This window comes from Burkholderia sp. KBS0801, assembly GCF_005937855.2.
Classification (GTDB): Bacteria; Pseudomonadota; Gammaproteobacteria; order Burkholderiales; family Burkholderiaceae; genus Burkholderia; species Burkholderia ambifaria.
The window spans coordinates 2,166,980-2,189,187 of sequence record NZ_CP042178.1 but is presented as its reverse complement, the minus strand read 5'-3'; the positions used below and the strand labels follow the sequence as shown (position 1 = coordinate 2,189,187).

Below are 22,208 nucleotides of genomic sequence, written 5' to 3'. Positions count from 1 at the left end.
GCATTCATCAGCGCAGCACCGCATAAAGTTCGAGCGACGCGTCCGGAATCGACGCGGGCAGATAGATCTGGCAAGCGCGCGCGGCGAGCATCCGCGCATGCGCGGCGTCGTGCGCATCGAGCGCGAAATAGTGGTTGTCCAGCCGGACCGGTATGGCGCCGGGCACCCGCTGCACGGCTTTGAGCGGAATTCCCGCCACGGCGGAATTGACGATGTGCTCGACGTCGTCCGGTGCGCCGATCTTGCAAAGGCGCGGAAACTGTTCGACCAGCTCGAAGGCCGGCAACGCGGCATTGACGGACAGATACCAGTCCGCGGCATCTTCGACGATGCGCTCGTCGCGGAACTGACCGACCCAGGTCGTCAGCGTCGTATGCGAGAGCCCGATCGAGACGACGCGTGACGGAATGATCGCGTCGAGCAGATCGCGGATCAGCGATTCGAGCGCCGCGAACACGTCATGGGCGCTCGCGTGGTCGTAGGGCGGAATGTCGGTCAGCGACACGCGCGTCGAGAACGTGATCAGCGAGCCGGCCAGCTGGGCGAGCACCTGGTACAGGCGATCGGTCGGCTGCGCCGGGTGCGACGCGAGGAAGCGCAGTTGCGGCCACGCCTGGTGAATGCAATGCAGGAGCCAGAACAGCTGGACATCGGCGACGCCATACTCGGCCACCTGCTCGATGCGCTCGCTGCGGCGCGCACCGAGGAGCGCGCTTTTGGCGGCGAGGATGTCGGCGATTCGCCGAATACGCTCGATATGCAGCGTGTGACCGGATAGCGCAAGACAAGGCGGCACGTATCGGCGATCGACCTGGAACTGCCCGCTCGTCGTGCGCGTCAGGCGTGCGATCGCGCATGCCGTGTCGTCGGCGTGCGATTCAAAGCCGAACAGCAACCGGACGGCGTGACGCTCGGCGGCAATTTCGGTTTCGGCCGAGCCGTTCAGGTCCGTCACCTTGACGAACTCGCGATACGCGCGACGCGGGCGGGCCAGCGCCGTTTCGTCGAAACGGCAGTTGCTGCCGTTCGCATCCGGTAGCGCGAGCGCGGCGAGTACGTCGACGGTCTGCGTATCGGCGGGGATTTCGCTGACGAGGTCGCGGGCCGGCGGCAACGCGTCGGCGACGGTCGTGTCGATCGGCGTGCCGTCCGGGAATCGCAGTTGCAGCCGCGCGAGCTTCAGGCGGCCGGAGGACAGCGCCTCCTCGTCGATGTCGACGTTCAGCGTTCCCCATGGCGATACGGCGACAGCCGACGCCAGTTGTTGCAGCGCGAACCCGTTCCAGCGCTCCTGCTGCTGGAAATGCTGCTGCGTAAGAATCAGCCCTTCATGCCAGAGCGGTTTGTCGATCCGCATGGTGTGGTCAATACCGATGTAGGAATTATGAGGCGCCGATTCTATACATCGTTTTCTGATTTCGTATACCCCGTTTTATTCGAATTTGTTGTGAAATGTCTCGAATAAATTGAGATAAACGGGGTGTTTATTTTGAGATTTATTGGGTGCGGGGTGTTTCTTTGGTGTAAGCGGTGTCGGGTGAGATTTTATTGAGATCTTGTGTTCCACATGTTTTGTGGAAATCGCATAAAAATCAAGTAGTTATAAGATTGTTGTGAATTTTTTTGATAGTGATTTATGGGCGGGCGTGTGGAATTTGGACGACATGTCTGGAATGCGTCGGAGAATCGGACTGGTCTTATTTGCAAAAGACCTCGTGTCGTTAATTTTCAATTTTCCGTGTTTCAGGTTTACTCGCTGACAAAGAGCGTGATATTTTCTGCCGCCTGAGTCGGATATCGGGCCGCGAATATCCGGATGGGCCGTTCGTCGATGCACGTTGCGGGTTGGCATGGGCGGTACGGACGGCGATGCACCCCATGACTTGCGGGTGCGTGTCGCGGAGTCTTCAAGCTTCCTGAGATAAGGAGAACGAATTGGATAGCTTTCAGCGAGAGATCCCGAAGAGCCGGGTGTCGATCACGCTCGACCTGCATACGGGTGGAGCGCAGAAGAAGGTCGAGTTGCCCTTGAAGCTGCTGGTCGCCGGCGACTTCAGTGCCGGCCGTGAGCAGGCGCCGCTTGCCGAGCGCAAGAAGGTCAACATCGACAAGAACAACTTCGACGCCGTGCTGGCCGACTATGCGCCGGATCTCAGGATTGCCGCGGACAACACGCTGGCCGGCGACGGTTCGGAACTGCCCGTCAACCTGTCGTTCCGCTCGATCAAGGATTTCGCGCCCGAGCAGGTCGCGCGCCAGATTCCCGAGCTGCAGGCGCTCCTCGCGATGCGCAACCTGCTGCGCGACCTGAAATCGAACCTGCTCGACAACGGCACGTTCCGTCGCGAGTTCGAGAAGGTGCTGAAGGACGATCGCCTGTCCGCGAAGCTGCGCGGCGAACTCGCGCAGATCGCGACCGCCGCGACGCAGCCGGAAGGGCATGCGTGACACGCGCTGGGCAAAACGCGCGTTCAGCGCATTCCGCAACATCGTAGCGATTCGATCGCAGACAGGACACGCCATGAAATCCACTGAAACGCAGCACGCCGGCGCGAGCGAGACCGTCGTGCTGGACGCCCCGCACGGGGATATCGACAGCGTCTATGCGTCGCTGTGCAGCAAGATCAACCTGAAGCCCGTCAGCGAAGCGCGCCCGATCGAGGCGTTCCGCGACAACGACATGCTGTCCGAGGCGTCAGCCGACGAGCGCATCGCGCGCGGGATGGGCGCATTCCTCGAACTCGTCGCGAACGCGCGCCAGCCGGTGGACCGCCTCGACAAGTCGCTGCTCGATTTTCATATCGGCCAGATCGACCGGCAGATCAGCCGCCAGCTCGACGCCGTGATGCATACGCAGGAATTCCAGGCGCTCGAGGCACGCTGGCGCGGCCTGAAGATGCTCGTAAGCCGCACCGATTTCCGCAAGAACGCACGCATCGAAGTGCTCGACGTGTCGAAGGACGCGCTGCAGCGCGACTTCGAGGATACGCCGGAACTGATCCAGAGCGGCCTGTACCGCCTGACGTACATCGAGGAATACGACACACCGGGCGGTCAGCCGATCAGCGCGATGATCAGCGACTTCGAGTTCGCGAATTCGCCGATGGACGTCGCACTGCTGCGCAACATCTCGAAGGTGGCGGCCGCCGCGCACATGCCGTTCATCGGCTCGGTCGGGCCGGCGTTCTTCGGCAAGCAGTCGATGGAGGAAGTTGCCGCGATCCAGGATATCGGCAACTACTTCGATCGCGCCGAGTACATCAAGTGGAAGAGCTTCCGCGATACCGACGATGCGCGTTACGTCGGCCTGACGATGCCGCGCGTGCTCGGCCGCTTGCCGTACGGCAAGGACACGGCGCCGGTGCGCGCGTTCAACTACGAGGAGGCCGTCAAGGGCCCCGACCACGACAAGTACCTGTGGATGAATGCGTCGTTCGCGTTCGCGGCGAACATGGTGCGCAGCTTCGTGAGCAACGGCTGGTGCGTGCAGATTCGCGGACCGCAGGCGGGCGGCAAGGTCGAGGACCTGCCGGTTCACCTGTACGACCTCGGCACCGGCCACCAGCCGAAGATCCCGACCGAGGTGCTGATCCCCGAAACGCGCGAATTCGAGTTCGCGAATCTCGGCTTCATTCCGCTGTCGTTCTACAAGAACCACGACTTCGCGTGCTTCTTCTCCGCGAACTCGGCGCAGAAGCCGGCGCTGTACGAGACCCGGGAAGCGACCGCGAACAGCCGCATCAACGCACGGCTGCCGTACATCTTCCTGCTGTCGCGCATCGCGCACTACCTGAAGCTGATCCAGCGGGAGAACATCGGCACGACCAAGGATCGTCGTCTGCTCGAGCTCGAGTTGAACAACTGGATCAAGGGGCTCGTGACCGAGATGAAGGATCCGGGTGACGAACTGCAGGCGTCGCATCCGTTGCGCGAGGCGAAGGTCACGGTCGAGGACATCGAGGACAATCCGGGCTTCTTCCGGATCAAGCTGTTCATCGTCCCGCACTTCCAGGTCGAAGGCATGGACATCGGGCTGTCGCTCGTGTCGCAGATGCCGAAGGCCAAGAACTGATCTGATGTTAGTCGCAGTGGCGCCGGGGTGGACAGGGGCACCCCGGCGTGCCGTGCAGTCGCGCAACCGAGAGATTCCATGTCGATGATTCTGCTTTCGCAGGCTTATGAATTGAAGCTGGCGCCGCACCCGGCGCCGTTCTCGATCCTGAAGTTCAGCGGGCTGGACCGCGTGAGCCAGCTCTATCGATTCGAGATCGAATTCACGAGCCCGGTGGCGGGGATTCCGATGGATCAGGTGCTGGGTCGGCCGGCCAAGTTCAGCGCGGATCCGGTCGATTCAAACATGGATTACCTGCGCAAGATGTTCGGGGAGAACGCAGCGCAGTTCAGCGCAAAGCCGGCGGCGTATTCGGTTCATGGCGTGATCACGCAGTTCGACGAATTGGAGACGTCGGCGGACGAAACGCGCTACCGGGTCGTGCTGGAGCCGACGCTGGCCGATCTCGATCGTGGCGTGACCAGCCGGCTGTTTCAGAAGCAGTCGATCGAGGAGATCGTGACCGACACGTTGCGGCATTACGGGTACCGCGCGGGTGTCGATTTTCAGTTTCAGCTGCGTGGACAGTACAAGCGTCGCGAGTACGTGACGCAGTATCACGAGACGACGTTTGCCTTCATTCAGCGCCTTTGCGCGGAAGAAGGGATCTGGTTTCGCTGGGAGCAAAAGAAGGATCGCGCAGTTGTTGTGTTCGGCGACGATCTTGATGCCTATGCGCGCAAGCAGCGCACGGTGCCGTATCGGCGTGACTCGGGGCTCGAGAGTGTCGGTGCGGATGCGATCAAGACGCTCGGGCGCGAGATGAAGCGTGTGCCTGAGGCGGTGCGGCTGCACGACTACAACCATCGACAAGCCGGGGTATCGCTGCTGGTCGAGGAAAACGCGGCGCGCGACGACAAGACGACGAGTGCGGTCGATTATCGCTGGGGCGAGCATTACGAGACGCCGGAGGAGGGCAAGCGGGTTGCGCGGTTGCGGCACGAGGCCTATCTGGCGACGCAGATCAGGTTCAAGGGGACGGGCAATCCGTTCTGGCTCGAAGCCGGCGAGGTGATGCGGGTCGAGCCGAAACCGGCTGACGCGAAGCACGGGGTTTTCGTTACGTCGGTCGAGTCGCACGGCGGGCGGAATGAGTCGTTCTGGGTGGCGTTCGAGGGAATTCCGTCGGATCGCGTGTGGCGCACGCCGGTGGCTTCGGTTTCACGGCCGGTGGTGGACGGGATCCTGCCGGCACGGATTACGTCGCCGGGCAACTACAAGTATGCGTATCTGACCGAGCAGGGCTGGTACGTGATCAAGCTGCCGTTCGATCTCGATGAATGGAGCCCGGGTGGGACTAGCCGGCCTGTGCGGTTTGCGAAGCCGTACAGCGGCGACAACTACGGGCATCACTTTCCGTTGATCGACGGGGCGGAGGTGGCGATCGTCCATACGGACGGCGACCCGAACCGGCCGGTGATCATCGGGGCGATGCATGACAGCGTGCATCCGGATCTGGTGAACAACCTGAACCATACGCGGAACCTTATTCGGACGGCTGCGCGGAATGAGTTGCGGATGGAGGATAAGGAGGGGAGTGAGCATATTCATTTGACCACGCCGTACCAGACCAGCGAACTCAATCTCGGACACATGGTCGACGAAAGTCGCAAAGAGCGTGGCCAAGGTGCAGAGCTTCGCACGGACGAACACGTGGCGGTACGGGGAGGGAAAGGTGTTTTCATCTCGGCCGACATGCAATCGGCATCCAATGGCCGGCAGCTCGATATGCGACCGGCGCAGGAACTGCTCGAGCTTGGCTTGCAGCAGATGCAGTCCCTTGCCGATGCGGCGAAAGCAGCGGAAGCCGTTGCCGCGGATTGCGCCAATCAGAAGGTCCTGCTGGAGGAAACGCTGGCCGAACTGAAAAAGGCCGGTGTCCTGATCAGTGCGCCGGCCGGTATCGGCGTGGCGTCGGGGGATCATTTGCAGCTTACGGCGCGCAAAAACCTGATTGCAACGGCGGGGGGTAGCGCCGACATCGGTGTTGTCAAGCGATTTACGGTAGCGGCTGGCGAAACCGTATCGATGTTCGCGGCGAAACTCGGCATCAAGCTGTTCGCCGCGAAAGGCAAGGTCGCCATTCAGGCGCAAACCGACGAGTTGACGTTGGCGGCATTGAAGGACGTCACTATCACGAGCTCCGACGGCAAGCTCGTACTTTCGGCGGCCAAGGAGGTGTGGATTGGTGCCGGCGGCTCGTATATCAGGATCGACGCCAATCGCATCGAAAACGGTACGCCGGGAGACATCCTCGAGAAGTGCGCATCGTGGAACAAACCTGGGCCCGCTTCGGCGCAGATCAGTACTGCGCTGCCGAATAGCTTGCCGGCGGAGCGCCTAATGTTGAGCCTGGCAGCGTCTCCTTCGGCCATGGCGGCGATCCCGCAGGACGTTCCGTACAAGTTGTATGCGCAGGGTGCATTGGTCACGCAAGGGGTAACCGATTCGACGGGGCGAATCGCTGTCGAACATCGCCAGGGCACGAAATCGTATCGGCTTGAACTAGCCAATGGCGTTTCCTACGAGATTCCGGTCAGCGAGGAATTTCGCGGTGACGCGGCCAACGGCCAATTGGCCAACCAGGGGTTTCATTTCTACGAGCAAGGTGCCGGCGGTGACGGGGAAGATCGTGCAGCCAATCGCCAGCATTACTACCGCCTGCTGAATCCCGATACCGACACGCAGAACACGGAGGCGCAGTCATGAGTCAACCGGCAGCCATCACGGTACCGATCGCGCAATCGTGCGGCAACGCGGCGACGTTGACGTTGCCGCACTTTGTACAAGGGGCGGAATACAAGCCAAGGAATGCGACGCACTGCCCGCTGGTGAATGGCGAGGAGGCGTTCGGCGCTGTATACGATGCGATTGCCAGCGCGCAGCACAGCGTCGATATCGTCTGCTGGGGGTTTCAGCCTTCGATGTATTTCAAGCGCGGATCGTCGGGACAGGGTTCGCTGTCGATCGGGGAATTATTGCTCGAAAGGGCGAAACACAATGTGAAGGTCCGATTGCTTGTGTGGGGCGATAAATTCCATGTTGCGCAGTTTTTGGAAAATATGATGCCCGGCGGTCGTTTCTCGCACCTGCCAGATAATCGAAACTCGGCTCAACGGGAGTTCGATGCTTGGTGGTACGAGATGGTGAAGATGGACAAGAAGAATCAAGCGGGCACCGAATGGACAGGCGTCAGTATCGCACCCATCCCCGTGCTGACGCATAAAGCCGTTCGACGTATTTTACGCAGCAAGCGTGATCCGGCATTCCGGAATATCGATTTTGCTACGCGTGATTTCGGCATGACCGAACGTGCCGAGATAGCGTGGCGTACCGCGACGGACAGCAAGTACGGCGATCGCACCAAAAATGCGAAAATTCAGAATGCCGCAGCAATGGGCCTGGCACCCTCGCATCATCAAAAAATGGTGCTGGTCGACTACGCGCATCCGGAGATCGCGACTGGCTTTGTGATGGGGCATAACACGCTTGACGAGTACTGGGATATCAGTAGCCATGGCCACGTGCGCATGCATCCACAAATGGGGCGCAACGGATTTTCGCCGCGACAGGATATCTCCGCCCGCGTCACGGGGCCGATTCTGACCGATTTGAATAAAAACTTCTGTCAGGCATGGGATGCAACGACGGGACAGCAACTGGAAAAGCAGCGAGAGTCGGCAAAAGAGCCCCTGCTCCGTTGCAGTAAAGATGACATCGCCGTGAGGGCACAGATCCTGCGCACCCAACCCCAAGTTGGGAAAGGTGGCGTTAAAGACATCGAACGACTTTACCTGCAGGCGGTCAACAATACGTCCAATTTTATTTATATCGAAAATCAATACTTCCGATTTCCGCCGTTAGCCGAGAAGCTTACGAAATTGGTAAAAGCGTACCAGGCTGGCGGGCGTAAGACGCCGCTCTATCTGTTCGTCGTGACCAACTCGAGCGACGACGGGATCGGGCTCGGGACGGTGAGTACCTATCACATGCTCAATGCACTCGGGCGCGCGGATGTTTTGCCGGGTGTCTCGAAACTGGAACGCGCCGACGACTTGGAGAAGCAATACGAGGCAGCACTCGAGGCGAAGAAAGCGGCTGACCAGGCATATGAACGCGCGCGGCACGTTCCCGTCAATCCGTTTTCAAATTCGGCGCAGTATGCCGTGAACAATCTCGTTGCGACGCAACTGGACGCTACCGAGGCTGCCCAGCGGGCGAACGACTTGAAAGTCCAATTGGAAAAGGCCAGGACCGAGGATCCGCAGAAGTTCAATATCCCGGGGCTCGAAGTCCATATCTGTACCCTTGTGCCGTCTGACACGCCGAAGGGGCGGCCATGGGATGAGGTGTATATCCATTCCAAGCTGATGATCATCGATGACGTGTTCGTCACGCATGGTTCGGCGAATGTCAATTTGCGCAGCATGGAGGTGGATAGCGAGCTGAATATCTTCCACGAGTCCATGCGGGTCACTCAGCCGCTCCGGGAGAAATTGTGGAGAATTCATGCCGGTGAAGATGGGGTGGGGACGAAGGATAAAAATGGGAGGTTGAATGCAGATGTTGCTTATGAAGCTTGGGGGGAAGTGATTTTGAATAATAAAGACTTAAGGAGTGAAGGGCGCGCACCGTGCGCATCGCTGGTCGAGTTTTATAGAGACAGTCCAAGCCGGTCCAATCTGGATTAACCGATGCGCCTCATCATTCTAATCTGCCTGGCGATTGCCAGTTTATCTGCTTGCTCGAAGGAGAGCGACTTGCCTGGATCGCCCGACCTTGCTGGTGTGCGCGCCAATCTGGCGTTTACCTGCGCCCACGAAGCGGATCGTCTACCTGCCATCGATCCGGACGTGGACACGTTGTTCCGCTACGGCCGGTATCTGCAAACGCGTGATGGTCCGAAGGACTTCGACGAGGTGGCGCGCTACTACCGGATCGCAGCGGCGCATGGCCATTACAAGGCCAACCACAACGTGCAGCAACTGGTGTCGCAGGGTCTGGCAAGCTCTCCGAACGCGGCGCACGAGGCAGTGGAGTGGGCGAGTCAGCTAGTCAATCTGGGGATTCCGATGGGCTACTACGATATCGGTTACTACCTGAATTCCGGATATGGGCTGAAGCAGAACAACGAGCTGGCGCTGAAATACATCCGGAAGGCTGCCGATCTTGGCAATGCCGATGCCCAGTATTACGTCGCCAAATTATTGGCGCCTCATAACAAAGCGCCCGATATCGCTCGAAAGATGCGCCGATGTGCTGCTGATCAGGGGCATGGGATGGCGGCTTATGAACTGGCGATTAATCTTAAGAATAGCGAAGATTTCCCCGGCGCCTTGCTTGCTTATCAAAAGGGAGTGGCTGCAGGGGTCAGCGGAACCGCCATGAACCTTGAGCACGCGTTCCTTGGCGATAAGCAATATTATTTTCTTGACTTGCCCAAAGATCCCGAACGCTCGCGTCGCTATCAGTTGATCGGCCAATTTCTGAGGGACAACAAACTGGCCAACCCGAAGGTTCCAGACATTGACAAGATCGTTCCGCTGCCACCTGCGAAGCTCCCACCGTGGGACGGTACGTTCGAATGGGAAAAGCAGCAAGCCCAGGTGCCGCCCAAGCCGTCGGATGAACTGATCAACAGACTGGCGAAGGAAAAGAACCTTGACCCGGCGACTGGGATACTGCTTTCGCCCGATGCGCAGACGTCGCAGACGGCATCGCCGACCGATGTAATCGCGCGACTGCCGCTCGGCACACTGGCAAGAACCGGGACACGCTGTCCTGAAAGCGGTGTCTGGTGCGCACAGCTTCGTCCAGGTCTTCGAGCCGATACGACACGGACTTTCGAAAATGGCGACGTGCTGCCGATGATCGACTTCTACGAGCCGCGTGCGCTGGCTTGGCTTGACCGCGTGCTGGGCGAGCGTCGCTTGACGACGGAGGTTGTGTGGAAACTGGTGACCTACGAGGATAAGGTGTGGTGGTGAGGTTAGTCGGGCGGTTTAGCATTATTTTGCTTGCGATATTTAGCACTTTTCTTGGTCCTAGTGGATGCGTTCAATCGACAGAGCAGCATCGCCTTGCCGAATTCAATCACGCGAAGCCATGGGATGGTGTAAGTGCCGATGAGCTCGATCACGATCTGGTGCGACGGTACCAGGGAAAGCCGTTTCAATGTAGTCGTGCCGCGAACCATACTCCAGAAGAGACACCCGTGGCCGCACGCGCGTTCGCCGACTTCGTAAAGTATTCGGCCCACGGCGATTCAGTGCCTGATTTCTGGATGAATGAATCGTCACGGCACAAGCGGAAACAGCTGCTTGCTGACGCCGTTGAGGCGGGAAGCTGGAAGGCGGCGTACGTGGATGCTGTTTGGGCGTTCCACCTAGCCGAGGACAACGCGACTATGCAACGGAGTGGAAATCGGCTCGCTTCCCTCGTCAAGCGCGGTATTCCGATCGCAGCCTACACCTATGCCACCTACCTCGATCAGGCTCCTGGCGAACAGGATCGTCTACTCAACGAAGCGATTATCCGCGGTAGTCCCGATGCGATGGCCGTGGTTGGCGGCACGATGGTCGTGCGCTCCAGGAAACTCCGACCAGTTGGGAAGGCTATGCTTGAATGTGCCCTTTCCCAAGGGAATGCAGATGCTTACGCAAGTCTCGGAAAAATCGCTGACATGGAGGGACGTGAGGTTGATGCATACAAGCTGTGGGAGAAAGGTGTGAACAGTGGCTGTAGAGATTGCCTGGACCACATGCTGGCCGTCGCAAAGGTCCGCCCCGGCTATACCAGCGCAACACCAAGAGGAGATCTTGTTCCAGAATTGAAAGCGATTCATAACTTTCTTGATAAAAGCAGTCTGTACGAATGGACTCGGCTCCCGGAGCTTGCAACACCGTTGCCATCCAACCTTTCCTTTCATGTCAGTGATGCGGAACTGTTGAAGCTACTGGAACTGCAGGCAAATATGCGCGACGTAGGTAATTGAGCTGAGCGGGGAACATTCTTAATGATGTGGCCGTGGCGACGGGCAACGCGTCAACGTAGCTGACGAAGCCGTTATGGCAGAGCAATCGTCGATTCTGGTGTACGCGGATGAGGCGGCATGCAAGCTACCAGCGATTGAGGAGCCGGTGCGCTTTCGGTCACCGGCGTTCCGTCTCTGAAGGGGATTCCCGTCAGGAGCGGCTCGATCTTGTCGACACCGAAGATCTTCCGCCACGATTGCTCGACCTGAACACTATGCCGAGGAACGTTGCGCGCGCCTGATACCGAATCTATGCGGTGTGCACTTGCTGAAATACACCCCTGATCGGGTTTGGCCGTCTCGCTTTTGCGCATGTTCGAACCGTAGCGTCCAATCAAAAAACCAGCAGCACGGCTTCGTGCCTCTTTCTCGCTTTAGGAATACTCAAATCATGATCGATCTCATTCGTCTCGGCGACGCAACCGACCATGGCGGAACAGTCATCACCGCGTCGAACTCGATGCGCTTCGACGGCAGGTACATCGCTCGCAAAGGGGATGAAGTGACGTGCCCGCGGCACGATATCCGCCCCAATCTCATCATCGACGGAGACGAAACCATGCTCGACGACGGCGTACCGATCGCACGGCAGCGCTATCGCGCCATGTGCGGGTGCCGTCTGATTTCAAGTCTGGTGTGACAGGACGACCATGCCGGTGGAACTTCCCGACCTCGACCCGCCCGGCGCCGTGCCGAGGTCGCCGCGTGCAATCGTGTGGACGGTGCTGTTTGTCTTCGTCATGGTCGCCGGCATGTCGGTGGCACTGTTGACACGGTCCAAAGACGAAGCGACCGATACCGCATGGTTCTGGGTGCGCCTGCTTGCTTTTCCTGCGTTGACGTGGTGCGTGATGTTCGGCCTGCGCCGGCACTACTACGATGAGCAGATGCAGCGACTTCAGGCCGAACGCGGCGTGCGTGCTGAAGATCGGGAGAAGGCGTTGCAGTTCGCACGTGAACCGCTCGCTGTCCTGGGCTACACGTATTTGACCGCATTGGGCAGTACGGACGCCGCGCTCAAGCTAGCGAGGGGTGAGCATGCGTTGAGTGCGCAGACATCGGGTGCGGGCATTGACGCGATTCGTCACACCGCACTGAGACTGAACGAGGACAAGGAAATGCCCGTGCGCTACCGGGCGTGTTTCAACGCATTGCTGGAGCAAATTTCCGATGCCGTGATGACTGTGCCAGCCAAAGTCCCGCTCTGTATCCGTTTGCTCGCACCAGCTGATGTTGATCAGGACGATCTCCTCAAGACATGGGAGTCGTGCTGGAGCGCCAAAAACCTTCGATCGGCAAAGACGAAACAGCTTTCAGTCGATCAGGGCGTGATGGCGCTCGATGAGTGGCTGGACATTCGGGGCGGTCCCGCCCTTGAACGGGCCACATTGTTCGTTTCCGCGCAACTGTACGACCACCCTCCGCAGTCGAGTGCCGAAGCGGCCGTCGGTGTGCTGCTTGCGTGGGCGCCGCTCGCCGAGCGGCATGGTTTGACGACGCGGGCGCTGCTTCATCGGCCGGTGGACGCCAGTGGGCCCGGGATGGATACAGCGCTGTCCAGGGTACTGCTGTGGGGTGATGCGACCGCCGCCGAAATCAGCGATCTCTGGCAGGCTGGCATGGCCGGGCAGGACAAGCGCGCATTGCTTCAGGCCGCCTCGAATACGAAGCTGGGTGTTTCGCAAACTGCCGGACTGTCGGGCGTCCACGACGTCGATCTGGCAATCGGCCATCCCGGCGTGTGCGCGGGTTGGCTAAGTATCGCGCTCGGAATCGAGCACGCGGCGCAAACCGGCGCCCCTCAACTCATGGCATGGCACGAAGGGTCGCTGCGATTCGCAGTCGCTCGTACGCCACGCGCATAAAGCAACGGTATCTATTGCATGTTCATTCGCACGATCCTGGGGTATTGGGTTCTCGTGCCGGCGGTCACCGCGGTTGTGGCGCTGCTGGCGTACTTCATGGGGGCCGACCTTCATCCATCGCCGGCGTTTCGCGTCGGCGTCGTCATCATGGCCGGTCTGGCTGTTCTGGCGTTCCACCCTCTATGGATTGGAGCATGGCAATGGGCTGCACGGCATGCTTCCGCTCGATCGGCGAGCCAGAACGATCGCGATCCGTCCGCCCGGATCGGCACGCGTGCCGAAGCGCAGGTGGATCTCGGTTCGTACCGCGCCCAGGGCCTTCGAGAAACGTTGCGTTCCCGACACGGATGGCGCTGGCGCTATCGTAATCACTGGGTGCTCGTGACAGGGGACGAACCGATCGTCAATCGATTGGCTCCGGGGCTCGCGGATGCCGGGTATGTGGTTTTGGGCGACACGATTCTGATTTATGCCCGGCAAGCCGGCAACGCGCTCGATACCGGGTGGCTCGACCAGATCCGGCGCATGCGTAGATCTCGGCCCGTCGACGCCGTCGTCGCATTGATGCGCAACCGTGCGTCGTCCGGTGCACCGTTCGACGCCGACGAGCTTTCTCAACGACTGGCGCGCCAGGCGCGGGCGCTGCGCTGGGCCGCGCCGGTGTATCTGGCCAACGTCACCGATTTCGGTAGCGAGTCGTCCGCACCGGACGGGACCATCGGCTTGACATGGTCGAATGCGCAGATCAACGCGGCTGAAGTCGACGAGCACTTGACGATGCTGTCGCACAACCTCGCGGACGCGGGTGTCGTAGCGCTCAGCAAGAACGTTCGGGACCGGTATCCGGCCGTGCTTTCGCACCATCTTGCGCATGTGCGCAGTGCGCTGTCGGAACTGGTGCTGCAAACGACCCGATCGAATGTCTGGCGGCATGCGGTTCATGGCCTGCTGTTCGCCCCACTCTTCAACGAGCAGGAACGGGTACCGTCGGCTCCGGGCGAGCCGGGCGGCGAGCAATTTCCGTCGGGTCTGCCGCATCGATCTGTCTGGCAGACGGTCGCGGCACACAGCCGCAATATTCGCGGACGTCGTGTAGGCTTTTCGTTCTCGACGGCGGCTGCATGGTTGACTGGCATTCTCATCGGCTCGTGGATCATCGGCATGATGGTGTCGGGCTTTTCGAATCGTGTGGTGATTCAGACTGCCGCGGATACGGTCGCGAAATTGGCGGGCGTGCAGGACCGCACCCAGGCCATGATTTCGCTGGACGGCTTCGGCAAGCAGATCGATACACTCGAATTCCGTCAACGCGATGGCGCACCGTTGAAGACACGTTTCGGTCTGAATCGCGACGCCGCGCTGCTTGATGTGCTTTGGCCGAGCTACGCGCAGGCCGCGAGTAGCATCCTCGTTACGCCGATCAGGGAAAGACTTGAACGCCGCCTGCATCAGCTCGCATCGCTGTCGGACGTGGAGATCGCCAGTGGTGGAGAGGCACAGGTACAGGCCGCCTACGATACGCTCAGGGCGTACATGATGCTTGCGAGGCCTGAACGCGCGGTGGCGACATTCCTGGCGCCTCAGCTGGTGGCAACGGCCGTACCCGCGCGCCCGACCGACTCGTCACTGTCAGCGGGCGCCTGGGAAGACCTTCGTCTGCGTACGATTGCATTCTTCGCAAACCACTTGGCCCAGGCCAATTCGCTGGCAATTGCTCCTGATCTCGGGCTCGTTGCGTCGACGCGCCAGACGATCGTCGGTGTACGGGGTATCCAGAGTTCGTCGGACGCGGTTTATCAACAAATCCTCGACGACGCGACGCCGAAATATCCGTCGGTGTCGCTCGCTACGCTGTTGGGCGATACGAGCGGCCGAGGCGTGTTCAATACGGCAGCTACGATTCCGGGTGTCTTTACGCGCGAGGCGTGGGATGACCGAATCTCCAAGGCGATCGATGACGCAAGCGGGCAGCACAGCGTGGCAGGCGATTGGGTGCTTTCCGACGCGAAAGCCGGTAATCAGGCGTCTTCAACGCTGAAACTTGAACTCCGCCAGCGCTACTTCGACGATTACGCACGCGCCTGGGCCCAGTTCCTTAACAGCGTGCGCTGGCAACCCGCGCCCACGATGTCTGCTACCGCCGATCAATTGACCTTGCTCGGCGATCCGCAACGCTCGCCGCTCGTCGCGTTGATGAATGCGATCGTGTATCAGGCGGGAACGGGAGCCAATGCTCAGTCGCTGTCCGACACGCTGATCAGCAAGGCACAGCAACTGGTCGGCGCGGACGAGAAGGATCCGTCCAAGCAGGCCAAACCGCAGCTCGCACCGCTGGCCGCCGCGTTCGGCCCGATCCTGCGCCTGACCGGCAGCGACCTCGTGTCGGGAATGCCGACGAACGGCAAGGTAGCCACCACGCAAATGGCAGCGACCGGCGACCTGAGCCTGGCCCGCTATCTGGAGCGGATCACGGCGATGCGCCTGAAGACATCGCAGATCGTCTCCAGCCCGGATCCGGACGCGATCGCACGTCTGGCCGCGCAAGCCGTGCTGCAAGGCAAGACGTCCGATATCGCCGACAGCCGCGATTACGCGAGTCGTGTCGCTGCGAGCCTCGGTGAACAGTGGTCCGGGTTTGGCGCATTGTTCCGCGCGCCGTTCGATCAGTCGTGGCAGGTCATCGTGCAGCCGGCCGCATCGAGCCTGAACGAGATGTGGCGCACCGCGATCGTGGCCGACTGGAACAAGACCTTCGGCGGCCGCTATCCGTTCGCGGATTCGGACAACGACGCATCGCTGCCCGAGATGGCGCGCTTCATGCGTCCGGACAGCGGCGTGATCGCGCAGTTCGTGACGTCGCAACTGGCCGGTGTCGTCGAACGGCAGGGGGACCGGTGGGTCGCCGCACAGGGAGCTGATTCCGGCGCATTGACGATCGATCCGGCTTTCCTCACTGGTCTGAACAAGCTCACGCGCACGTCGACGGTCCTGTTTCCGTCGGGCGACGCGCGCGTGCGCTATGAACTACGCGCCGAGCCGACGCCGGGCGTCACCAACATGAGATTCGTGCTGTCCGGCCGCGAACTGCATTACTTCAACCAGAAGCAGGAGTGGACACCGTTCGAATGGCCGGGACAGTCGCTCGAGAACCTGTCGCATATCGAATGGCAAACGGAGCAGGGCGGCTTGCGTACGGCGCTCGATTCGCAGGGGCGTTTCGGCCTCGTTCGATTGCTGGAGCGCGCGAAGGTCACACAGCAGGACAACGCCCGCTATCTGCTGACCTGGACGCCCGACACGAGCCAGGGCATTCCGCTCAAGGTGCAATTGCGCAGCGAAGCCGGCGGCGGTCCGCTCGACGTTCTCCAGTTGCGGAATTTCACGTTGCCGATCCGCGTTTTCGTGACGGGATCTCGGAGCGCAGGGCCTCGGGTGTCGACGATCGGCCCGCCGCCGTTGCCGGCGTCGGCGATCGCGGCCGCGAAGCATGCGGCTGTGCCGTTGCCGCCGGGGCTTCCAGGCGGGAGTCCCTTGCCGGACGACACCATGTGGGCGTCGGCGGAGCAGGCCTCCGGTCAACGCACCGCGCTCGGCCTTGCTCGAGCAAAAGCGCGAACTGCCGAGCCTGGCGCGGCGAAACAGACGAACACGCCCAAGGCCGCGATTTCGCCATTGGCGACCACGTCGGGGCGCTCCGATTCCTTCCCCCGTCCGTTTGGGCACGCCCTCAGGCTGCCGAGCGACGTATTCGTTTTTTGAGACCTGCCATGACGCTTGCCAATTTTGTGAAGACACTCGTCGGTGGTCCCCGCATCGATTCGCTCCGCAAGGCACGGACGGATACCTGGGCCGCATGGGTCGCGCCGATACCGGGCGAGCACGCATGCGGGCGCGACCCCGGCTACGAAGACGCGTTCTTCGAACTGAAGGATGAAGCCGGCAAGCTGTCGGGAATCGATGACGGCATGATCGTCCGCGTGTGCGAACACCTGCTCAAGGAGACCGGCAAGGATTTGCGCGTCGCCGGCTACTACGCGTTCGCACGCCTGCGGCAGGACGGCCCGGCCGGGTTTGCCGACGGGCTCGAACTGGCTGCCGCGCTCGTCGACCGGTTTGGCGAAGCTCTTTTGCCTGCCCGTCACGAAGCGAAGAAGGCCGCGCTCGAAATGCTCGCGACTGCGCGCGTGATCGAGACGCTGGATAGTCGTGGCGACTTTGCGCCGGCCGATCTCGAACGCGCGTTGGCCGCGCTCGATGTGCTCGTCACGCATACGGCGGCGTGGCCCGAGGCGGCTCGCCCGAATTTGCAGTCGCTCGTTTCCCGCTTCGAGAAAAAGGAAGGGCCGGCACGCAGTGTCGATGCCGGTGTCGCGATACCGCCCGTTACGGCCGCGGGAAAGACTTCAGCCGGATCGATCGCGTCTACGCGCGATCTGCTCGATCAGGCGCGGGCGATGTCGGCGTGGCTCAGGGATCAGGAAAACGGCTATTTGCCGTCGGTGCGGCTCGTGCGAAGCATCCGCTGGGACACCGTGCACGACGTGCCGCCGTCGGATGCCGCGTCGCATACGCGTCTGGCGCCGCCACGTGCCGAATTGCGTCAGCAGATGAAGCGCCTCGTTCTGCAGAAGCACTGGCACGAGTTGCTGGAGCGTGTCGAGGGTGCGTTCATGGAAGGCGTGAATCACCTGTGGTTCGACCTGCAGTATTTCCAGCACATTGGGCTCGACCACGTCGGCACACCGTACAGCGCATGGCGTGAATTGCTGCGCACCGACTTTGCGCTGTTTCTCGAACGACTGCCGGGCATCGAACGGCTGGCATTCAGCGACGGCACGCCGTTCGCCGACGACACGACGCTCGAATGGATCGCCCGGCATGCGGTCGTGCGCGATCTGGAAGCGGGCGAGACGGTCGCGCCGCTGCCCGTTTCCGCGGATAGCGCGAGCGATGCGGCGGGCGACTGGCCGGAGATCGAAACCCAGGCTCGCGAACTGGCTGCCCGTGACGGCATCGAAACGGCCTTTGCGTGGCTCGAAGCGCTGCCCGGCATGAAAACCGATCGACATCGCTATTTGCAGCGGCTCGTGATGGCCCGCCTGGCCGACCATGCCGGCCGTCACGATGCGGCGCTCGCACTCCTTGCAGAACTCGACGGAACGTCCCGTTCGCTGACATTGATGCGCTGGGAGCCGGCGCTGACGTTTGAGGTCAAGCAGCAACTGGTCAAAGCACTGAAAGCGATGAGCAGCCGCAAGGACGCCGACAAGCCGGCGTTCGCACGCCGCATCGGCGAGCTGCAGGCGGAACTCACGGTACTCGATCCCGCCCGCGCGTTGACCCTTTCGTAACGGATTCCCATGGACAACAACGATCCCATCCTGCGCTACTACGAAGCGGAAATGCGCTATCTGCGCGAATCCGGCAAGGAATTCGCGAAGGCGCATCCCGATCGCGCGCGCCTGCTCAACCTCGACCGCGTCGGCGATCGCGATCCGTATGTCGAACGCCTGTTCGAAGGGTTTGCGTTTCTGACGGGCCGGCTCCAGCAAAAACTCGACGACGAACTGCCCGAACTGACCGAAGGGCTCGTCAGCTTGTTGTGGCCGCACTATCTGCGGATGATTCCTTCGCTGTCGATCGTCGAGCTGACGCCGTTCGCGGAGAAGCTGCAGAAAACGGTAGTGGTCCCGGCCGGCGTGCCGGTGCGCTCCGCGCCGATCAACGTGCCGGCTGCGGGCGGCGCGCAGGGCGCGGCGCCGCTGACCGTGCGATGTCTGTACCGGACCACGCAGGATGTTGCGCTGCAGCCGGTGTCGCTCACGCATGCCGGGCCGGCCGTGCGACACGACGGGCGATCGGTGATCCGCTTCGGCTTCGCGTTGCAAGCGTCGGCGCTGCGCAAGGAGACGGATCTGTCGCGGCTGCGGCTGCATTTGAACGCCGATTTGCCGACTGCATTCGCGATGCATCTTGCGCTGACGCGTCAGGTCGACGCGATTCACTGGCGCGTTCCGGAAATACGCGATGGCGAATCCGTGCCGCTGCCGGGCGTCACGATCGAGCCGGCGGGATTTTCGACGGAAGAACGGCTGTGGCCCAAAGCCGATGCGGCGTTCTCCGGATATCAGTTGCTACTTGAATACTTTACGTTTCGCGAGAAATTCCTGTTCGTCGATCTGTGCGGACTCGACATCACGAAGCTGCCTGAAAAATCGACCCGCTTCGAACTGGAGATCGTTCTGAAGGATGCCTATCCGTCGGATCAGCGATTCAGCGTGGACAACGTGCGACTGTTCTGTTCGCCGGTGATCAACCTGTTCGAACTGGATGCCGAGCCGATCGAGATCGACCATCACGAAACCGAGTATCGCGTCGTGCCGGCCGGTCATCAGGGCGAGCATGTCGAAACGTATTCGGTCGATGCGATCGCGACGTTCGATCACGATACTGCCGAGCGATACGAATACGTGCCGTTCACGACCTTCCGGCACCGCGGCGGCATGCTGCGGCATGAGGCGCCGGAGCGCTATTTCCACACACGCGTGCGTTCTGGCGTATCGGGGCTGCACGAAATGTGGGTGATTCTCGGCGGGCATGCGTGGGAAACGATGGATACGCTGCCTGAGGAAAGCCTGTCGCTGCGCGTGACGGGCACGAACGGGCTACTGCCGCGCAAGGGGCTGCGGGAGGCAAGTCTAGACGAGCTGGCGGCCAGCACGCCGAACGTCGCGAGCGTGCGCAATCTCGTGTCGCCGACGTTGCCGCTCCATCCGCCGACCGAAGATCGTTTCCAGTGGCGTGTGCTGTCGCATCTCGCCCCCAACTTCCTGTCGATGATGAACGCGGAGGTGCTGCGTGGCGCTTTGGCGCTGTACGACTGGACGAACGACGAACTGAACCGGCGGCGGCTCGCCGGCATCCTGCATGTCTCGCAGGAAATGATCGAGGAGATGTCGGGCGGCGCGGTCGAGCGCGGCGTGCTGATCGAGGTCACGCTCGATGCGCATGCGTTCTCGGGCGAAGGCGACGTGATGCTGTTCGGCGAGTTGCTGCACCGGTTCTTCGGCACCTACGCGGAGATCAATCTGTTCACGAAGCTGGCGATCGTCAGCCTGCCATCGCGGTCGCGAACGGAGTGGCCACGCAGCAAGGCGGGGCGGGCACCGCTATGAGTGCATCGATCGACCGGATGAGTGCCGAAGCCGCTGAATCGAAGGGCCTGTCGGCAGTGGCGGCCAGGCTGTTCGAGCGGGCGCCGAAGATGACTTTCATGCAGTTCTGTCGTCTTTTGGAGGCATGTGCGCCAGAACGACCCGGATTCGGCACACGCGACACGCCGGCGTACGAGCCGGTACGATTCCGGCCGCGTCCTCGGTTGGGGTTCCCCGCAGGCGAGATGGCCGCTGTCAAATTCGACGACGAGCATCTCGATGCGCCGCCGACCGTACGTACGACCTTCATGGGGCTTTACGGCGTCGATGCCGCGATGCCGTCGCATACGATCGACGAGATCGCGTTGCGCGAAGAGGGGCATGAGGCGGTGGAAGCCTTTCTCGATCCATTCAATCACCGCATCGCGACGTTGCTGTATCGCGCATGGAAGAAGTATCGGTATCCTGAGCGTTTCCGGGCCGGTGGTGTCGACGATTATTCGCAGAGCCTGTTGTGTCTGCTGGGGTTCGGATGGGGCGACAAGCCTTTGCGGGCAGGCCTGCCGGATTCGCGGATGCTCGCGTTGTCGGGGCTGCTGATCCAGCGCACGCGGACGTCCGAAGGGCTGGCCGGCGTGGTGGCGCTCGCCGCGCCGGGGGCGGAGGTTCGCGTCGACGAGTTCTGGGCGGTGACGACGAGTACCGGTCGGCCGAAGCCGTTGACGTCGACGAAGCCGGCTGCGGGCGGGCTGTCGGACGGCAAGCGCAACGGGCTCGGTGGCGGTTACGTGCTCGGCAGGCGTCTCACGTATCGCAGCCGGGCAGTGCGCGTGACGTTGCGGCCAGCCGATGCGCGGCAGGCTCAGGATCTGCTGCCGGGCGCATGGCTGCATCGAGAGGTGATGGCATTCATCCAGCTGTATGTCGGCATCAAGGCCGATGTGTATTTGCGGATGGAGGTGTCGTCACGTTTCGTTCCGCATCCGTCCGTCGGCATCGAGCGTACCGGCCCGGCGCCGCGCCTCGGCTGGACGACGGTGTTGCCGTCTGCCGACGAACGGCTGATCGATATTGCGCTGGGTGCCTACGAGGCATTGCCGGCGCCGCAACCCAACCCGCATCTCGTGCCGCGCACGATCTGATTCCGGAGTCTTCATGTTCTATCGAATGAGTGCGGCTACGGCTGCCGCCGTATTGCTTCTGTCGGGCTGTGGTGCGTGGCAGTCGGTATCGGATGCGTCGTCGAATGCCTATCGCGCAGTGTTTTTCAAGCAGGTGAAGGTGCTTGACGTCGATCTGACTGCACGCGCGGCGCTGAACCCGGACGACGCGGGACGACCGACGTCGGTTGCCGTGCGCGTCTACCAGCTGAAGGATCGCAAGATGTTCGATGCCGCCTCGTACGACGATCTGTTGAAGAACGATCGCACGGTGCTTGCCCAGGATCTGCAAGCGAATATGTCGGCTACCGTGCGCCCCGGGGCTTCGTCGAGCTTGTCTCAGCCGATGCAACGGGAGACGAAGTATGTGGCGGTCGTTGCGTTGTACCGCGTTCCGGGAAGCGCCGAAGATTGGAAAAGAGTCGTCGAGAAAAAGAGACTCGATCCGGACAAGCCGCTACGGATCGGATTGACGTCGAATCGGCTTGAGATGGCAGGCGACATCCCCAAGTAACCGCGGTCACTTCCGCTTCCCGCCCCATGCCGCCCGCCCTTCGGCGGCATGGGCCACTCAGAACTCACCGATCGTCGTCCCGAACGGACGAAGGATGCCGGCACAGCGCCCGCACTTCCATCTCCATATACGGAAACAACGGCAACTGACTCAGTACGTCATGCAACTGCTGCACGCTCTCGACATCGAAAATGCTGACGTTCGCATACTGCCCCGCGATCCGCCACAGATGCCGCCAGGTCCCTTCGTTCATCAGCCGCTGGCACATCGCCTTCTCTTCGGCCTTCAGCGTGGCCGCCTTGACCGGATCCATGTCCGCCGGCAGGCAGACGGTCATTTCCACATGAAACAGCATTCTGTACTCCTTGCGT

The 22,208-nt window shown here is 61.2% G+C and carries 15 protein-coding genes; 13 read left to right on the top strand and 2 right to left on the bottom strand.

Translation table 11 applies throughout. The annotated features are described in order from the left end of the window. Positions 1 to 7: 7 nt before the first annotated feature. The gene (tssK, locus tag FFI87_RS26670; RefSeq protein ID WP_138850123.1) at positions 8 to 1,357 is read right to left on the bottom strand and encodes a type VI secretion system baseplate subunit TssK; all 1,350 of its coding nucleotides are present in this window, start codon (positions 1,355 to 1,357) and stop codon (positions 8 to 10) included. 578 nt (positions 1,358 to 1,935) lie between these two features. Here tssK and tssB point away from each other — a divergent pair. From tssB to tssJ, 13 genes are all read left to right on the top strand, one after another. Then, positions 1,936 to 2,448, top strand: a complete 513-nt coding sequence (gene tssB, locus FFI87_RS26665) for a type VI secretion system contractile sheath small subunit (RefSeq protein WP_006750268.1) — start codon at positions 1,936 to 1,938, stop codon at positions 2,446 to 2,448. 73 nt (positions 2,449 to 2,521) lie between these two features. After that, positions 2,522 to 4,072 carry a type VI secretion system contractile sheath large subunit gene (gene tssC, locus FFI87_RS26660; RefSeq protein ID WP_138850124.1) on the top strand — a complete coding sequence of 517 codons (1,551 nt, stop codon included), beginning with the start codon at positions 2,522 to 2,524 and terminating at the stop codon, positions 4,070 to 4,072. 78 nt (positions 4,073 to 4,150) lie between these two features. Beyond that, positions 4,151 to 6,820, top strand: a complete 2,670-nt coding sequence (locus tag FFI87_RS26655; RefSeq protein ID WP_138850125.1) for a type VI secretion system Vgr family protein — start codon at positions 4,151 to 4,153, stop codon at positions 6,818 to 6,820. Next, positions 6,817 to 8,802, top strand: coding sequence for a phospholipase D-like domain-containing protein (locus tag FFI87_RS26650; RefSeq protein WP_138850126.1), 1,986 nt, complete (start codon positions 6,817 to 6,819; stop codon positions 8,800 to 8,802). Before FFI87_RS26655 ends, FFI87_RS26650 begins: the two co-directional genes overlap by 4 nt. 3 nt (positions 8,803 to 8,805) lie before the next feature. After that, positions 8,806 to 10,098, top strand: a complete 1,293-nt coding sequence (locus FFI87_RS26645; RefSeq protein ID WP_222430042.1) for a DUF6396 domain-containing protein — start codon at positions 8,806 to 8,808, stop codon at positions 10,096 to 10,098. Between the two features lie 227 nt (positions 10,099 to 10,325). After that, on the top strand, positions 10,326 to 11,105 hold the full coding sequence (locus FFI87_RS26640; RefSeq protein WP_138850127.1) for a hypothetical protein: 780 nt from the start codon (positions 10,326 to 10,328) through the stop codon (positions 11,103 to 11,105). A gap of 430 nt (positions 11,106 to 11,535) precedes the next feature. Further along, entirely contained in the window at positions 11,536 to 11,784 is a 249-nt protein-coding gene (locus FFI87_RS26635) for a PAAR domain-containing protein (protein ID WP_138850128.1), read from the top strand. Positions 11,785 to 11,794: 10 nt separating this feature from the next. Beyond that, positions 11,795 to 13,009 (top strand): hypothetical protein, encoded by a 1,215-nt coding sequence (locus FFI87_RS26630; RefSeq protein WP_138850129.1) that lies wholly within the window; start codon positions 11,795 to 11,797, stop codon positions 13,007 to 13,009. Between the two features lie 18 nt (positions 13,010 to 13,027). Continuing rightward, a complete protein-coding gene (locus FFI87_RS26625) occupies positions 13,028 to 16,768 on the top strand; it encodes an ImcF-related family protein (protein ID WP_138850130.1) in 3,741 nt (1,246 codons plus the stop codon). A gap of 8 nt (positions 16,769 to 16,776) precedes the next feature. Next, complete coding sequence (tssA, locus tag FFI87_RS26620) at positions 16,777 to 18,360, top strand: type VI secretion system protein TssA (protein ID WP_012365528.1); 1,584 nt, start codon at positions 16,777 to 16,779, stop codon at positions 18,358 to 18,360. Between the two features lie 9 nt (positions 18,361 to 18,369). Further along, positions 18,370 to 20,184 carry a type VI secretion system baseplate subunit TssF gene (gene tssF / locus FFI87_RS26615; protein ID WP_138850131.1) on the top strand — a complete coding sequence of 605 codons (1,815 nt, stop codon included), beginning with the start codon at positions 18,370 to 18,372 and terminating at the stop codon, positions 20,182 to 20,184. 17 nt (positions 20,185 to 20,201) lie between these two features. Then, entirely contained in the window at positions 20,202 to 21,305 is a 1,104-nt protein-coding gene (gene tssG / locus FFI87_RS26610; RefSeq protein ID WP_261378654.1) for a type VI secretion system baseplate subunit TssG, read from the top strand. 13 nt (positions 21,306 to 21,318) lie between these two features. Next, positions 21,319 to 21,837: a type VI secretion system lipoprotein TssJ gene (tssJ, locus tag FFI87_RS26605; protein WP_012365531.1), complete on the top strand. Its 519-nt coding sequence runs from the start codon at positions 21,319 to 21,321 to the stop codon at positions 21,835 to 21,837. A gap of 64 nt (positions 21,838 to 21,901) precedes the next feature. On the opposite strand, the gene catC is transcribed toward tssJ, so the two are convergent. Next, positions 21,902 to 22,192: a muconolactone Delta-isomerase gene (gene catC / locus FFI87_RS26600; protein ID WP_138850133.1), complete on the bottom strand. Its 291-nt coding sequence runs from the start codon at positions 22,190 to 22,192 to the stop codon at positions 21,902 to 21,904. Positions 22,193 to 22,208 lie beyond the last annotated feature (16 nt).